Annotated in this window: 12 protein-coding genes; 6 read left to right on the top strand and 6 right to left on the bottom strand. The window is 73.7% G+C overall.

The window, feature by feature from the left end:
- The gene (locus HBO46_RS02710; RefSeq protein WP_166137088.1) at nt 1–1203 is read right to left on the bottom strand and encodes a saccharopine dehydrogenase family protein; all 1203 of its coding nucleotides are present in this window, start codon (nt 1201–1203) and stop codon (nt 1–3) included.
- A gap of 53 nt (nt 1204–1256) precedes the next feature.
- Here HBO46_RS02710 and HBO46_RS02705 point away from each other — a divergent pair, with 53 nt between their 5' ends.
- The 3 genes from HBO46_RS02705 to HBO46_RS02695 are packed head-to-tail and all read left to right on the top strand — an operon-like array spanning nt 1257 to nt 4259.
- Complete coding sequence (locus HBO46_RS02705; protein WP_166137091.1) at nt 1257–3137, top strand: beta-propeller domain-containing protein; 1881 nt, start codon at nt 1257–1259, stop codon at nt 3135–3137.
- A gap of 40 nt (nt 3138–3177) precedes the next feature.
- Nucleotides 3178–3444, top strand: a complete 267-nt coding sequence (locus tag HBO46_RS02700; RefSeq protein ID WP_166137094.1) for a DUF2277 domain-containing protein — start codon at nt 3178–3180, stop codon at nt 3442–3444.
- The gene (locus tag HBO46_RS02695; protein ID WP_166137097.1) at nt 3444–4259 is read left to right on the top strand and encodes a Sir2 family NAD-dependent protein deacetylase; all 816 of its coding nucleotides are present in this window, start codon (nt 3444–3446) and stop codon (nt 4257–4259) included. Before HBO46_RS02700 ends, HBO46_RS02695 begins: the two co-directional genes overlap by 1 nt.
- On the opposite strand, the gene HBO46_RS02690 is transcribed toward HBO46_RS02695, so the two are convergent.
- Complete coding sequence (locus HBO46_RS02690; RefSeq protein ID WP_166137100.1) at nt 4246–4932, bottom strand: metal-dependent transcriptional regulator; 687 nt, start codon at nt 4930–4932, stop codon at nt 4246–4248. The genes HBO46_RS02695 and HBO46_RS02690 overlap by 14 nt on opposite strands.
- A gap of 93 nt (nt 4933–5025) precedes the next feature.
- Here HBO46_RS02690 and HBO46_RS02685 point away from each other — a divergent pair, with 93 nt between their 5' ends.
- Genes HBO46_RS02685 through HBO46_RS02675 form a run of 3 tightly spaced genes read left to right on the top strand, consistent with a single transcriptional unit; the run spans nt 5026 to nt 8854 of the window.
- A complete protein-coding gene (locus HBO46_RS02685; RefSeq protein WP_166137103.1) occupies nt 5026–6381 on the top strand; it encodes a cryptochrome/photolyase family protein in 1356 nt (451 codons plus the stop codon).
- Nucleotides 6378–7187, top strand: a complete 810-nt coding sequence (locus tag HBO46_RS02680) for a hotdog family protein (RefSeq protein ID WP_166137106.1) — start codon at nt 6378–6380, stop codon at nt 7185–7187. Before HBO46_RS02685 ends, HBO46_RS02680 begins: the two co-directional genes overlap by 4 nt.
- Nucleotides 7187–8854 carry a glycoside hydrolase family 13 protein gene (locus tag HBO46_RS02675; RefSeq protein WP_166137109.1) on the top strand — a complete coding sequence of 556 codons (1668 nt, stop codon included), beginning with the start codon at nt 7187–7189 and terminating at the stop codon, nt 8852–8854. The genes HBO46_RS02680 and HBO46_RS02675 overlap by 1 nt, the downstream gene beginning before the upstream one ends.
- Here the strand turns inward: HBO46_RS02675 and HBO46_RS02670 are convergent.
- From HBO46_RS02670 to HBO46_RS02655, 4 genes are all read right to left on the bottom strand, one after another.
- Entirely contained in the window at nt 8796–9290 is a 495-nt protein-coding gene (locus tag HBO46_RS02670) for a MarR family winged helix-turn-helix transcriptional regulator (protein WP_166137112.1), read from the bottom strand. The two genes, HBO46_RS02675 and HBO46_RS02670, sit on opposite strands and share 59 nt — an antisense overlap.
- Entirely contained in the window at nt 9287–10858 is a 1572-nt protein-coding gene (locus HBO46_RS02665; RefSeq protein ID WP_166137115.1) for an MDR family MFS transporter, read from the bottom strand. Before HBO46_RS02665 ends, HBO46_RS02670 begins: the two co-directional genes overlap by 4 nt.
- Before the next feature lie 370 nt (nt 10859–11228).
- The gene (locus HBO46_RS02660) at nt 11229–13169 is read right to left on the bottom strand and encodes an ABC transporter ATP-binding protein (protein ID WP_166137119.1); all 1941 of its coding nucleotides are present in this window, start codon (nt 13167–13169) and stop codon (nt 11229–11231) included.
- Nucleotides 13166–14908, bottom strand: coding sequence for an ABC transporter ATP-binding protein (locus HBO46_RS02655; protein WP_166137122.1), 1743 nt, complete (start codon nt 14906–14908; stop codon nt 13166–13168). Before HBO46_RS02655 ends, HBO46_RS02660 begins: the two co-directional genes overlap by 4 nt.

The raw sequence follows: 14908 nt of genomic DNA, 5'->3' as shown, positions 1-14908 counted from the left end.
TCAGTCCAGGGTCTCGAAGCGCATCCCCGCCGCGCGCAGCCGCGCGGTCAGGTTCTCCCCCATTGCCTGCGCGGTGGTCACCTGCCCGGCCGTCGTCGGGTTGTCGTCGAAGGCGAGGCACAGCGCCGACTCCGCGAGCATCTTCGCGGTCTCGTCGTAGCCCGGGTCGCCACCCGAGACCCGGGTGCGCACCGTGCGTCCGCCGCCCTCGCCGACGAAGTCCACGCTGAACCAGGACTTCTCCCGACGCTCCGGCGAGGGGCCCTCGCCCTGCTTGACCCGGCTCAGCATCGCCCGGCGCAGCGGACCGACCTGGGCGCCGAGCGCGAGCGCGCCCACGCCGAGCGCCCCGCCCACGGCGTACGGCAGGGTCTTGGTGCCGGCGTAGTGGGAGTAGGTGAACCTCGGGCCGTACGCCTCGAGCGCGGCCCCGCTGCGCGCGACCACGAACGGGTCGATGGTGGGCAGCGGCAGCAGCCACCAGCCGAGCACCGGGTCCCGGTGCGGGCGCCCGGCCACGGCGCGCGAGGAGCGGCCGTCGGGACGGGGCTCGACCCGGCGACGCTCCGCGGCCGCCTCCCGCATCTGCCGCGCCCGGGACACGGCGGTCAGCGCCGAGTGGAAGGTCCCGCCGGAGAACGTCGCGCCGGCCCGTACGACGCCGCGCACCGACACCGGGCCGGCTGCCTGCAGCTCCTGGACCGTGTAGAGCGCCCCGAGGTCGTGCGGCACCGAGTCGAAGCCGCAGGCGTGCACGAGCCGGGCACCGGTCCGCTCGGCGGTCGCGTGGTGGGCGAGGTACATCCGGTCGACGAACTCCGGCTCGCCGGTGAGGTCGACGTAGTCGGTGCCGGCGGCCGCGCACGCCGCGACCAGCGGCTCGCCGTGGGTGAGGTAGGGACCGACCGTCGTGATCACGACCCGGGCCCGGCGCGCGACGGCCTCCAGCGACGCCGGGTCGGTGACGTCCGCGCGGATCAGCTCGAGCTCGCCGAGGTCGGCGTCGGTCGCGGCGAGCCGGTCGCGAACCGCGACCAGGCGCTCCTCGTTGCGCCCGGCCAGTGCCCAGCGCAGGCCGTGCGGGGCGTTGCGGGCCAGGTAGTCGGCGGTCAGCTCGCCGGTGAAACCGGTGGCGCCGAACAGCACCAGGTCCAGGTCGCGGTCGGGACGGTCGGGGGCGGGGACGCTCTCGGGGTCGGCCATGGCGACACTCTGACAGGCGGAACCACACCCGCGCGGGCGCCGTCACACCTGCCATGAGCCCTCGCACCCGGCCCCGCCTCGTCCTCGCCGCCACCGCGCTGCTCGCCGCGGCGTTGGGAGCCGGAGCCGTGGTCGTCGTCGACGCCATCGACGGGGACGCCACGACGCAACCGGGTGCCGCTCGCCCACCGGTCGACGCCCCGGTCGACGCCCCGGTCGACGCCCCGGTGATCGCCCCGGCGAGCGGCGAGTTGCGTACGGCGTCCTCGTGCGCCGAGCTGCTCGACTTCTACGTCGCCCGCGGCCTCGAGCACGTCGGGCCCACCGGCTGGCGGCACCGCCCCGACGTCGTCTACCGCGACGCATCCGGGCTCGCCATGGTGCACGCCGCTGCGCCGAGCGCGCAGCGCGCCCCCGGCAGCGCGACCGGGACCAACGTGCAGGAGAGCGGCGTGGACGAGCCGGACCTGGTGAAGACCGACGGCGAGCTGCTCGTGCGCCTCACCGACACCGGGGTGCTCCGCGTCCTCGACGTCACGGGCGCCGACGCGGTCCCCCGCGGCGAGACCAGCCTGGGCGCCCGCTTCGGTGGCGGCGAGCTGCTCCTGGTCGGGGACACCGCGCTCGTGGTCACCTCCTCGGACGGCGAGGTGGAGGCCACGAGCGTCGACCTGAGCGACCCCGGGATCCCGACGATCAGCGGCACGACCCGGTTCGCTGGCGCGCTGGTCGAGGCCCGCGAGCACGACGACACCGTGCGGCTGGTGCTGGCTGCCCCGCTGCCCGACCTCGACTTCATGGTCCGGTGGGGCCGCGGCCGCGCCGAGGCCCGCGCCCACAACCGGGAGGTCGTGCGACGCAGCACCATCGCGGACTGGCTGCCCACGGTCACCGTCGAGGGCCGCACCGAGCGGCTCGTGGACTGTGCCGGTGTCGCGGTGCCGAGCCGCGCCGACGGCCTCGGCACGGTCAGCGTCGTCGGCCTGGACCCCGGTGACCACACCACGCGCACCGTCACCGCGCTCGCCGCTCCCACCGACCTCGCCTACCTGTCGGAGGATCGGCTCTACCTCGCCACCGCCGAGCACGACGTCGGCGGCGGGCTGTGGTCCGTCGACCGGAGCACGGGCCCGGTCACCGGCATCAAGATCCCCGATGGGCGGGCCACCGTGCACGCCTTCGAGCTCGCCGACACCGCCACGACGTACGTCGCCAGCGGGCACGTGGACGGCACCCTCGCCGACCGGTGGTCGATGGACGAGCACGACGGCGTACTGCGACTGGCCGTGGAGCGCTCGCGGCGCACCGACGACGCCACCTCCGTGGTCACCCTCGCCCAGCGCGGGGACACGCTGGTCGAGATCGGCCGGGTCGAGGCGATCGGGGTGCGCCAGGACCTCACCGCCGTGCGCTGGTTCGACGATCTGGCGCTGCTGGTGACCTTCCGCCGCATCGACCCGGTGCACGCGATCGACCTCCGCGACCCCGCGGCCCCCCGCGACCTCGGCGAACTGGAGGTCCCCGGTTTCTCCGCCTACCTCCACCCGCTCGGGCCGCGCCGGGTGATCGGCCTCGGGGAGGGACCGACCGACGAGGGCTGGGGCGCCCAGGCGGGGTTGTTCGACGTCACCGACCTGAGCGACCTGCGCCGCACCGACGTGCTCTCCCTCGGCCGCGGCACCCGCTTCGCCGCCGCCGAGGACCCCCGCCAGCTGACCTGGCTGCCCGAGCAGCGGACCCTGGTCGCCGTCGTCGAGCGCGGATGGAGCGGTGAGCGGGGGCGGGTCGTCGCCCTGCACGTCGAGGACGGCCGGTTCACCGAGCGGACGCTGGCCGACCTGGACACCCCGACCGCGCGGGTGCGCACCGTGCCGCTGTCCGACGGACGGCTCGTGCTCAGCACCGACCAGGGCGCCCGACTGCTCGACGTGTGAGCCAGGGCGCATCCCCGGCGCCCCGCCGTACGCTGGAGGCATGTGCCGCAACATCCGCCCGCTCCACAACTTCGAGCCGCCGGCCACCTCCGAGGAGGTGCACGCCGCGGCGCTGCAGTACGTCCGCAAGGTCAGCGGGGCCGCCAAGCCCTCGCAGGCCAACCAGGCGGCCTTCGACCGGGCGGTCGCGGAGGTCGCGCACGCGACCCAGCACCTGCTCGCCGAGCTGGTCACCACCGCGCCGCCCAAGGACCGCGAGGTGGAGGCCGCCAAGGCGCGCGCCCGCTCGGCCGCCCGCTACGCCTGATGGACCACGCCCTCGACCTGCTCGCGGACCGCCCGCTGGTGGTGCTCACCGGCGCCGGGCTCTCCACCGACTCCGGCATCCCGGACTACCGCGGCCCGCATGCCCCGGCGCGGATGCCGATGACGTACGGCGAGTTCGTCTCGGGCCCCGAGGCGCGGCGCCGCTACTGGGCACGCAGCCACATCGGCTGGGGGCGCATGCGGCGCGCGGAGCCCAACCCCGGCCACCACGCCGTGGCCCGGCTCGACCCGGAGCTGCTGATCACCCAGAACGTCGACGGCCTGCACGAGGCGGCCGGCACCCGGCGGATGATCGCGCTGCACGGGCGCATCGCCGAGGTGGTGTGCCTGGGCTGTCACGCGACCACGACCCGCGGGGCGCTCCACCAGCGCCTCGGCGAGCTCAACCCCGGCTGGGCCGAGCGCCATGCCGAGGTGGAGGTCCGCCCCGACGGCGACGTCGCACTGGAGGAGACCGACGGCTTCGTGGTGCCCGGCTGCGAGGGGTGCGGCGGGATCCTCAAGCCGGACGTGGTGTTCTTCGGCGAGAACGTCCCTCCCGCGCGGGTGCAGCGCTGCTACGACGCGGTCGACGCTCTCGCGGGGACCGACGGCGCGCTGCTGGTCGCCGGCTCCAGTCTCACCGTGATGAGCGGGCTGCGGTTCGTCAAACGGGCCGCCAAGGCGGGCACCCCGGTGGTGATCGCCAACCGCGGCGCCACCCGGGGCGACCCGCTGGCGACCCACCGCCTCGACGTGGGGTGCAGCGAGTTCCTCGCCGCGCTCCTCGAGGCGCGGGGCCTCAGAGCCGCCTGACGAAGATGTGGTCGGCCGCCTCGGGCACGATCTCGGCGGTCTCGCCGCCGGAGCCGAGGAGCACGCCGTCGCCGGTCGCGACCACGGTGATGTTCTTGTCCGGCAGGGCGCCGACGCGGCGCAGCGCGCTCATCAGGACCTCGTCCTTCTGCATCTCCTCGGAGATGCGGCGCACCAGGACCCGACCCTCGACCTGACCCGCGACGCGGGAGAGCGGCTCGACGCCGTCCATGAACTCCTCGCCGACGGTGGTCTGGCCCAGCTCCTCCAGACCCGGGATCGGGTTGCCGTACGGCGACTCGGTGGGCTGGCCGAGCAGCTCGAGGAGGCGTCGCTCCACGGTCTCGGACATCACGTGCTCCCAGCGGCAGGCCTCCTCGTGCACGAGCTCCCAGTCCAGCCCGATCACGTCGGTCAGGAGCCGCTCGGCGAGACGGTGCTTGCGCATCACGCGGGTGGCGAGGCGCTGGCCCTCCGCGGTGAGCTCGAGGTGGCGGTCGCCCTCGACGGTCAGCAGGCCGTCGCGCTCCATGCGGGCGACGGTCTGGGAGACCGTCGGGCCGCTCTGGTGCAGGCGCTCGGCGATCCGCGCACGCAGCGGGACGATGCCCTCCTCCACCAGTTCATAGATGGTCCGGAGGTACATCTCGGTGGTGTCGATCAGGTCGCTCACCCGGCCATTCTGTCCTATTGAGCGGGACCCCGCACATTTGACTTGTTCCAGATTTGAGCCCGGTCACCAGTGCGCTGTCATCGTGGAGCGACCATGACCGCCGTCTTCTGGTTCCGCCGCGACCTGCGACTGGGTGACAACCCCGCGCTGCTGGCCGCCTGCGCCTGCGGGCCGGTGCTGCCGCTGTTCGTCCTGGACCCGGCGCTGTGGGGTCCCGCCGGTCCCAGCCGACGGGCCTACCTGGCCGCCTCGCTGCGGGCACTGGACGCCTCCCTGCGCGCCGACGGCGGCCGACTCGCCGTGGTGTCCGGTGACCCAGTGCGCCGGGTGGTCGAGGCCGCCCGGAGGGTGGGCGCCACCGAGGTCCACGTCGCCGCCGACCACGGCCCGTACGGCGCCCGCCGCGACCGGGAGGTGGAGGCCGCGCTCGCCGAGGCCGACGTCGCGCTGGTCCGGACCGGTTCGGCGTACGCCGTGTCGCCGGGGCGGGTGCGCAAGGCCGACGGGTCGGCGTACCAGGTCTTCACGCCGTTCTCGCGGGCCTGGGCCGAGCACGGCTGGCGCGGGCCGGTCGAGGCGCCGAGCGGTGTCGACTGGCGACACCTGGCGGAGGGCACCGCCGACCTCCCCCGCCCGCGCCTGCCCGGCGGCCTGGAGCTGCCCGAGGCCGGTGAGGACGCCGCGCGGTGCCGGTGGTCGGCCTTCCTCGACACGGGCGTCGCCGGCTACGACGAGCTGCGCGACCGCCCCGACCTCCCGGCCACGTCCCGGATGTCGCACCACCTCAAGTGGGGCGAGATCCACCCGCGCACCCTGCTCGCCGACCTGGCGCCGCTGCACAGCGTCGGCGCCCGCACCTACCGCACCGAGCTGGCGTGGCGGGAGTTCTACGCCGACGTCCTGGACCGCCGCCCGGACACCGCCCGGGACTACCTGCGCCCCGAGTACGCCCGGATGCCCTACGACGAGCCCGACGAGCGCTTCGAGGCCTGGTGCGTCGGCCGCACCGGCTTCCCGGTCGTGGACGCCGCGATGCGCCAGTTGCGCGCGAGCGGGTGGATGCACAACCGGATGCGGATGGTGGTGGCCAGCTTCCTGGTCAAGGACCTGCACGTGGAGTGGCAGCACGGCGCCCGGCACTTCCTGCACTGGCTCGTGGACGGCGACCTGGCCTCCAACAACCACGGCTGGCAGTGGACGGCGGGCTGCGGCACCGACGCCGCGCCGTTCTTCCGCGTCTTCAACCCCACCGCGCAGGGCCGGCGCTTCGACCCCGACGGTGCCTACGTGCGGCGGTGGGTACCGGAGCTGGCCGACCCCGAGCGGATCCCCGACGCCCACGACCCCTCGGCCGAGGCACGCCACCGGGTCGGCTACCCGCTCGCGATCCTCGACCACGGCGTCGAGCGACGCGAGGCATTGCAGCGATGGGAGACGATCAGACGGTGAGCACCACACCGAACGCGACAAAGAGCGCCGCCCGCAGCACCACCCCCGCCGGACCGCGGGACCTCATCGTGCCGGACCGCTTCTGCGGCCCGCCCGGCACCGGCAACGGCGGCTGGACCGCCGGCGCCGTGGCCCAGCTGCTGCGCCCCCACCGCGACGGCGCCCGCGGCTGGCACGCCGTCGAGGTGACCCTGACCGCGCCGCCGCCGCTCGGGGTCGCGATGTCCGGCACCGAGGAGGACGGCGTGCTGGTGGTCCGCCACGACGACACGGTGGTCGCCCGGGGCCGCACCGTCACCGACGACCTGGTCGCCGTGCCGCCGGTCTCCCCCTCCCGGGCCCGGGAGGCCTCCGCGGCGTACCCCGGCCACGGCGTACACCCCTTCCCCGGCTGCTTCGTGTGCGGTCCCCAGCACGAGAGCGGCCTGCGGATCTTCCCCGGCCCGCTGCGCCGGCCGGGGCCGCACTGGTGGGCGGCGACCTGGACCCCGGACGAGTCCGTCCAGGAGACCCCGGCGGCCGGCGGCGGGCCCGGCCGCGCCTCGGTGCCGGTGACCTGGGCCGCGCTGGACTGCATCGGCGGCTGGGCCGGCGACCTGGTCGAGCGCACCATGGTGCTCGGCCGGATGACCGCCCGCATCGACGCGACCCCGGTCATCGGCGAGGAGCACGTCGTCGTCGCGGAGGCCCGCGGCCAGGACGGTCGCAAGGTCCACGCCGCGACCTCGCTGTACGACGCCTCGGGCACGCTGCTGGCCAGCGCCGAGCAGGTCTGGATCGTCGTCGAGCCGGACGCGGCCTCCTGATGGCGGCCACGGAGCCGGGCGCGACCCGGACCGACCAGCCGTGGTGGCGCCACGCGGTGACCTACCAGGTCTACGTCCGCAGCTTCGCCGACAGCAACGGCGACGGCGTGGGTGACCTGCCCGGCATCACCGCGCGGCTGCCGCACCTGCGCGACCTCGGCGTGGACGCGCTGTGGATCACGCCGTTCTACACCTCCCCGCAGCACGACCACGGCTACGACGTCGCCGACTACACCGACGTCGACCCGCTGTTCGGCACCCTCGAGGATGCCGACGAGCTGATCGCCCGCGCCCACGAGCTCGGGCTGCGCGTCATCGTCGACCTGGTGCCGAACCACACCTCCTCCGAGCACGAGTGGTTCCGCGCGGCGCTCGCCGCCGGCCCGGGCAGCCCCGAGCGGGCGCGCTACCTGTTCCGCGACGGCCGCGGACCCGACGGGAGCGAGCCGCCGAACAACTGGCACTCGGTCTTCGGCGGCCCGGCGTGGACCCGGGTGCCGGACGGGCAGTGGTACCTCCACCTGTTCGACTCCTCCCAGCCCGACCTCGACTGGCGCCACCCGGAGGTCGGCGAGATGTTCGAGCAGGTGCTGCGCTTCTGGCTCGACCGCGGGGTCGACGGGTTCCGCATCGACGTGGCCCACGGCCTGCTCAAGGAGGCCACGCTGCGCGACCAGCTCGGCGGGGAAGCCGAGCCCGAGCACCCGCACGCGATGGTCGAGCGCACCCTGCGCGACGAGCCGATGTGGGACCAGCCCGAGGTGCACGACGTCTACCGCCGCTGGCGCCGCGTGCTGGAGGAGTACGACGGCGACCGGATGCTGGTGGCCGAGGCCTGGACCCAGACGCCGGAGTCGATGGCCCGCTTCGTGCGCCCCGACGAGATGCACCAGGCGTTCAACTTCGCCTGGCTGCTGGCCCCATGGTCGGCCCGCTCCTTTGCCGACGTCATCGAGGGCACCTTCGCCGCCGTGGAGTCGGTGGGCGCCTCGCCGACCTGGGTGCTCAGCAACCACGACGTCGTGCGCCACCCCACGCGGTACGGCGCGGGCCCCACGGGGCTGGCCCGCGCCCGCGCCGCGACGCTCACGATGCTCGCGCTGCCCGGCTCGGCGTACCTCTACCAAGGCGAGGAGCTGGGCCTGGAGCAGGTCGACGTCGCGCCCGAGCACCGCCAGGACCCGGCGTGGCTGCGCAGCGGTCCCGAGAGCGGCGACCCGGGCCGGGACGGCTCCCGCGTGCCGCTCCCGTGGAAGGGCAGCCAGCCGCCGTACGGCTTCGGGCCGGGCACCGCGGAGGCGTCCTGGATCCCGCAGCCGGCGTCGTGGCACGCACACACGGTGGCGGCCCAGACCGACGACCCGGCCTCCACGCTGGAGTTCTACCGCGAGGCGCTGCGCGCGCGGCGCACCTGGGCCGCCACGGCGGGCGAGCGGGTGAGCGACCTGGCGGTCGAGGGCGACGTGCTGCGCTTCCGCCGCGGGCCGCTGCTGGTGGTGCTGAACTGCGGTTCCGAGGTGGTGCCGCTGCCCGCGGGCGAGGTGCTGGTGAGCAGCGGGGAGCTGGTGCCGCTCGACGGCTCACCGGCGGACTCGGAGGGCACCGGCGTCAGTCGGGGTCTCCCGACGGACTGCGCGGTGTGGGTTCGAGTCCCTCCGTCTCGCTGAGGATCGCGTTGTAGCGGCTGAGCTGGCCGGCGAACCCGGCGAGGTCGTCGTCGGACCACTCCTCCAGGCGCCGGTCGAGCCAGTCCAGGCGCTGCCGGGAGACCGACTCGAAGCGGCGCACGGCCTCCTCGGTCGCCTCGACCAGCGAGGCGCGGCCGTCCTCGGGGTCCGGGGTGCGCGCGACCAGCCCGAGGTCGACGAGGTGCTGGACCTGCCGGCTGATCGCGCCCTTGTCGACGTTGAACACCTCGGCGAGCGCGGAGGACCGCATCGGGCCACGCTGCACGAGGTGGCCGAGCATCAGGTAGGACGCCGACTGCAGCTGCGGGTCGATCATCCGCGCCCGCACGCCGATCACCTTGCGCACCCGTCGGATCAGCACGCCGATCTCGCGTTCGACGGTCTGCAGGGCGTCCTGGCGGCTCTTGGCGGTCATCGAGAGGGATTCTCCCCTGTTCCGCCGACAGACTCCACCGCCGGGCCGTCCACGGCGCCGGGCCGGGACGGCGGCATCGCGACGGTGGTGCGCAGCGGCACCTCCTTGATGAGCACGACGCACACGAACGCCAGGATCGCCGCGGGCACCGCGATCACGAAGAGATCGCCGATCGACGCGCCGTAGGCGTGCTCCCAGATCGCCGCCTCCGGGGCGGGCAGCGTGCGCAGGTCGGGGATGGCGTGGCTGCCGAACTCGGCGCTCGGCACGACCTGGGCCTCGCGGTAGCCGGCGACCACCCGGTCGGCGACCTGGGTGCCCAGCACCGCGCCGAGCACCGAGACACCGGCCGAGCCGCCCAGGCTGCGGAAGAACGCGACCACCGAACTGGCGGCGCCGAGCTCGGAGACGGGGACGTTGTTCTGCACCGCGAGCACGAGGTTCTGCATCGTCGAGCCCATGCCGAGGCCGAGCACGGCCATCCAGGCGCAGACCGCGACCAGGTGGGTGGTCTCGTCGATCGTGCCGAGCAGCGCCAGGCCCGTGACGACCAGGGCCATGCCGGCGACCAGCCACCGCTTCCAGAGCCCGGTGCGGGTGATCACCCGGCCGCTGACCAGGCTGGAGACCATCAGCGGGATCACCAGCGCGATCGTCATCAGCCCGGCCTTCGTAGGCGTCATCCCCCGGGCCAGCTGGAAGTACTGGCTGAGGTAGACCGTCGAGCCGAACATCGCCACGCCCACCAGGGTCGAGGCGATCGTGGACAGCGTGATCGTGCGGTCCTTGAACAGCGCCATCGGCACCACAGGCTCGGCGGCGACCCGGATCTCGACGTACACCGCGGCGGCCAGCACCGACGCGCCGGCGGCGACCAGGACCGCGGTCGTGGTGGAGGCCCACGCGAACTGGTTGCCGGCCAGGGAGACCCAGACCAGCAGGATCGAGACGCCACCCATGATCAAGGTGGCGCCCAGGTAGTCGATGCGCACCTCGCGCTTGACCACCGGCAGGTGCAGGGTCTTCTGCAGCAGCACGAACGCCGCGAGGGCGACCGGCAGCCCGATCGCGAAGCAGCCGCGCCAGCCCAGCGGGCTGTCCACGATCACCCCTCCGATCAGCGGGCCGCTCACCGTGGCCACCGCGAACACGGCGCCGATGTAGCCGGAGTAGCGGCCCCGCTCGCGCGGGCTCACCATCGAGGCGATCACGACCTGCACCAGGGCGGTCAGACCACCGATGCCGAGGCCCTGCACGACCCGGGCACCGATCAGCAGCTCCATGCTGTGGGCGAAGGTCGCGATCACCGAGCCGACCGAGAAGATCACCAGCGCGGTCTGCACCAGCATCTTCTTGCTGAACAGGTCGGCGAGCTTGCCCCAGATCGGCGTGGTCGCGGTCATCGAGAGCAGCGTCGCGACGACCACCCAGGTGTAGCCGGTCTGACTGCCGTCCAGGTCCGCGACGATGCGCGGCAGCGCGTTGCTGACCACGGTGCTGGACAGCATCGCCACGAACATCGCCAGCAGCAGCCCCGAGAGTGCCTCGAGGATCTGGCGGTGGCTCATCACCACCTCATCCGCGGATGTCTGTGGTGTCACAGTGTCTCGCTTCACATCGGACCCAAGGTTGTCTGGAGCAACCTTATTCCCGAGTCGGCGCGAACGGCCGGGAAATGGGGCGACCCGCAGGCGTGGCACCGGGGGTTCCGGGAGCCGGGCCGGGGGGACGGGGTCCGGCGCGCCTGCGGGTCGGGTGACTGCGGTGGATTCGCCGCAGCGCGGGGCTGCTAGCGGGCAGCCACCTCACGCGTCCTGAAGCTCTTCACTGTCTGGACCACCTCCTTTCCCGTGTCCTTCCACGGTACGCCGCGCGCCGGGAGGCGACAACGCACTTTCCCGCCGCGCCGGCGGTCCCGGCGGCGGGGCCGGCAGCGCCTCAGTCGGCCACCGGGGCGGCCTCGAACTGCGCGCGGTGCAGGCGGGCGTAGGCGCCCTCGGCCTCGAGCAGGTCGGCGTGCGTGCCCTGCTCGACGATCGCGCCGTCCTCCATCACCAGGATCAGGTCGGCGTCGCGGATCGTGGAGAGCCGGTGGGCGATCACGAACGAGGTCCGGTCGCTGCGCAGCGCGGCCATCGCCTGCTGCACCAGCAGCTCGGTGCGGGTGTCCACCGACGAGGTGGCCTCGTCGAGGATCAGCAGCGCGGGGTCGGTGAGGAACGCCCGGGCGATGGTGATCAGCTGGCGCTCCCCCGCGGACAGGTTGGAGCCGTCCTCGTCGACGACCGTGTCGTAGCCCTCGGGCAGCGAGTGCACGAACCGGTCCACGAAGGTCGCCCGCGCGGCGGCGAGCACCTCCTCCTCGCTGGCGCCCGGGCGCCCGTAGGCGATGTTGTCGCGGATCGTGCCGCCGAAGAGCCAGGCGTCCTGGAGGACCATCCCGATCCGGCCGCGCAGGTCGGCGCGGGACATCCCGACGATGTCGTGGCCGTCGATGGTGATCCGGCCGGAGTCGAGGTCGTAGAAGCGCAGGATGAGGTTGACCAGCGTGGTCTTGCCGGCGCCGGTGGGCCCCACGATCGCCACGGTCTGCCCGGGCCGGGCGACCAGCGAGAGGTCCTCGATGAGCGGGCGCTCGGGGTCGTAGGCGAACGACACGTGCTCGAAGGCGACCTCCCCGCGGGTGATCTCCCCGCCGCTGCCGGCCGGCGGGTCGGCCGGCTCCTCCGGGGCGTCGAGCAGCTCGAAGACCCGCTCGGCCGAGGCGACGCCGGACTGCAGCAGGTTGACCATCGAGGCCAGCTGGGTGACCGGCTGGTTGAACTGGCGCGCGTACTGCACGAACGCCTGCACCTCGCCGATCGACAGCGAGCCGCTGGCGACCCGCAGCGCCCCGAGCACGGCGATCACCACGTAGCCGAGGTTCCCGACGAACATCATCGCGGGCATGATCAGGCCGCTGATGAACTGCGCGGCGAAGCTGTCGCGGAACAGCCCCTCGTTCTCCTCGGCGAAGGTCTGCTCGACCTCCTCGCGGCGCCCGAGCACCTTGACCAGCGTGTGCCCGGTGTAGGCCTCCTCCACCTGGGAGTTCAGCGCGCCGGTGCGACGCCACTGGGCCACGAAGCGGCCCTGGGAGCGCTTCATGATCGCCCGGGTCACCACCAGTGACAGCGGCACCGAGACCAGCGAGACGACCGCGAGAGCCGGGGAGATCCAGAGCATCATCGACAGCACGCCGACGACGGTCAGGATCGCGGTGAGCAGCTGGCTCATCGTCTGCTGCAGCGTCTGGCTGATGTTGTCGATGTCGTTGGTGACCCGGCTGAGCAGCTCCCCGCGCGAGGAGCGGTCCACGGCGGCCAGCGGCAGCCGGTGGATCTTGTCCTCCACGTCGCCGCGCATCCGGCGCACGGTGCTCTGCACGATCGTGTTGACCAACAGGCCCTGGAGCCAGGAGAACAGCGAGGCGAGCAGGTAGACACCGATCGCCAGGCCCAGCACCCGCCCCACGGCGCCGAAGTCCACGCCCTGGCCCGGGACGACGTCCTGGCCGCGGATCGCCTCGGGCAGCTCCGACTGCGGGGTGCCGGCCGGGAGGTCGCCGGCCAGCAGTCCGTTGAACACCAGGTCGGTGGCGCGGCCGAGGATCGTGGGGCCGATCGAGACCAGTGCGACCGAGGCGACGGCGAGCGCGATCACCGCGATCGCGGTGCCCCGCTCGGGGCGCAGCCGGGCGACCAGCCGCTTGGCCGACGGTCCGAAGGTCATCGCCTTCTGCGCGACCATGCCGCCGCCGGGGCCGCGGCCGGGGCCGCCCGGGGGCGCCTCGATCCGTTCGGTCTCGCGCAGTCCTGCGGGCTTGCGGGGGGTGCTCATGCGGCGTCTCCCTCCTCGATGCCCAGCTGGCTGGCGACGATCTCGCGATAGGTGGGGCAGTCGAGCACCAGGTCGGCGTGGGTGCCGAGCCCCACGACGCGGCCGTCGTCGAGCACGACGATCAGGTCGGCCTCGAGGATCGTGGAGACCCGCTGCGCGACGACCACCACGGTCGCCTCGGTCGTGACCGGGCGCAGCGCCGCCCGCAGCCGCGCGTCGGTGGCGACGTCGAGCGCGGAGAAGGAGTCGTCGAACAGGTACAGCGAGGGACGTCGTACGACGGCGCGCGCGATGGCGAGCCGCTGGCGCTGCCCGCCGGAGAAGTTCGACCCGCCCTGGCTGACCGGGGCGTCGAGCCCCTCGGGCATCGCCTCGACGAAGTCGCGGGCCTGCGCCACCTCCAGCGCCGCCCACAGGTCGGCCTCGGTCGCGTCCGGGCGCCCGTGCAGCAGGTTGGCGCGCACGGTGCCGCTGAACAGCCAGGCCTTCTGCGGCACCAGGCCGAGGTCGGACCACAGCTCGTCGGGGTCGAGCTGGCGCACGTCGGTGCCGGCCACCCGGACCGTGCCGGAGGTGGCGTCGACCAGGCGGGCCAGCAGGTTGAGCAGGGTGGTCTTGCCCGAGCCGGTGGAGCCGACCACCGCCACGGTCTGCCCGGGACGTGCGGAGAACGACACGTCGCACACGACGGGGTCGGCGGCACCGGGGTAGGCGAAGGAGACGCCCTCGACGTCGAGCCAGCCGCGGCGGGCGGGGTCCAGCGGCACCGGGTCGGCCGGCGGGGTGACGGAGGTGCGGGTGTCGAGCACCTCGGCGATCCGGTCCGCGCAGACCGCGGAGCGCGGGACCTGCATCAGCATGAAGGTCGCCATCATCACGCTCATCATGATCAGCATCAGATAGCTGAGGAACGCAGTCAGCGAGCCGACGCCGGTCTCCCCCGCGTCCACCCGGTGCCCGCCGAACCAGATCACCGCCACGCTGCCCAGGTTGACCAGCAGGATCACGATCGGGAACAGGCTGGCCATCCAGCGCCCGGCGCGCAGCGCGACGTCGGTGAGGTCGTCGTTGGCGCGCTCGAAGCGGCGGGTCTCGTACGGCTCGCGCACGAAGGCCCGCACCACCCGGATCCCGGCCACCTGCTCGCGCAGGATCCGGTTCACCGCGTCGATGCGCACCTGCATCAGCCGGAAGCTCGGCACCATCCGGCTGACCACGAAGCCCACGGCGACGAACAGCGCCGGGACGACGACGCCCAGCAGCCAGCCCAGGCCGGCATCCTCGCGCAGCGCCATCACGATGCCGCCGACCATCATGATCGGCGAGGTGACCGCGATGATCGAGGCCATCGCCACCAGCATCTGCACCTGCTGGACGTCGTTGGTGGTGCGTGTGATCAGCGACGGTGCGCCGAGCTGGTTGACCTCGCGCGCGGAGAACGTCTGCACCCGGTGGAACAGCGCGCCGCGCAGGTCGCGGCCCAGGCTCATCGCGGTGCGCGCGCCATACCAGGCCGAGCCGACCGAGGCGAGCAGCTGCACCGCCGAGACCCCGAGCATCACCGCGCCGACGCGGACGATGTAGCCGGTGTCCCCGGCGACGATGCCGTTGTCGATGATGTCGGCGTTGAGGCTGGGCAGGTAGAGCGCGGCGACCACGCCGAGGCCCTGGAGCAGGACGACGGCGAGCAGCCAGCGGCGGTACGGCGCGAGGTGCTCGCGCAGGAGCCGGATCAGCAT

This window comes from Nocardioides ochotonae (assembly GCF_011420305.2).
GTDB classification, from domain to species: Bacteria; Actinomycetota; Actinomycetes; order Propionibacteriales; family Nocardioidaceae; genus Nocardioides; species Nocardioides ochotonae.
Note: the sequence above shows the minus strand (reverse complement) of the source record. Positions and strands in the feature narration are given on the sequence as shown.

What these genes read in the sequence shown, in the direction of transcription:
- HBO46_RS02685 (WP_166137103.1), top strand. Translation starts at nt 5,026, where the DNA reads ATGACCGCCGTCTTCTGGTTCCGCCGCGACCTGCGACTGGGTGACAAC.
- HBO46_RS02705 (WP_166137091.1), top strand. Translation starts at nt 1,257, where the DNA reads ATGAGCCCTCGCACCCGGCCCCGCCTCGTCCTCGCCGCCACCGCGCTG.
- HBO46_RS02700 (WP_166137094.1), top strand. Translation starts at nt 3,178, where the DNA reads ATGTGCCGCAACATCCGCCCGCTCCACAACTTCGAGCCGCCGGCCACC.
- HBO46_RS02665 (WP_166137115.1), bottom strand. Translation starts at nt 10,858, where the DNA reads ATGAGCCACCGCCAGATCCTCGAGGCACTCTCGGGGCTGCTGCTGGCG.
- HBO46_RS02660 (WP_166137119.1), bottom strand. Translation starts at nt 13,169, where the DNA reads ATGAGCACCCCCCGCAAGCCCGCAGGACTGCGCGAGACCGAACGGATC.
- HBO46_RS02655 (WP_166137122.1), bottom strand. Translation starts at nt 14,908, where the DNA reads ATGCTGATCCGGCTCCTGCGCGAGCACCTCGCGCCGTACCGCCGCTGG.
- HBO46_RS02710 (WP_166137088.1), bottom strand. Translation starts at nt 1,203, where the DNA reads ATGGCCGACCCCGAGAGCGTCCCCGCCCCCGACCGTCCCGACCGCGAC.
- HBO46_RS02675 (WP_166137109.1), top strand. Translation starts at nt 7,187, where the DNA reads ATGGCGGCCACGGAGCCGGGCGCGACCCGGACCGACCAGCCGTGGTGG.
- HBO46_RS02670 (WP_166137112.1), bottom strand. Translation starts at nt 9,290, where the DNA reads ATGACCGCCAAGAGCCGCCAGGACGCCCTGCAGACCGTCGAACGCGAG.
- HBO46_RS02695 (WP_166137097.1), top strand. Translation starts at nt 3,444, where the DNA reads ATGGACCACGCCCTCGACCTGCTCGCGGACCGCCCGCTGGTGGTGCTC.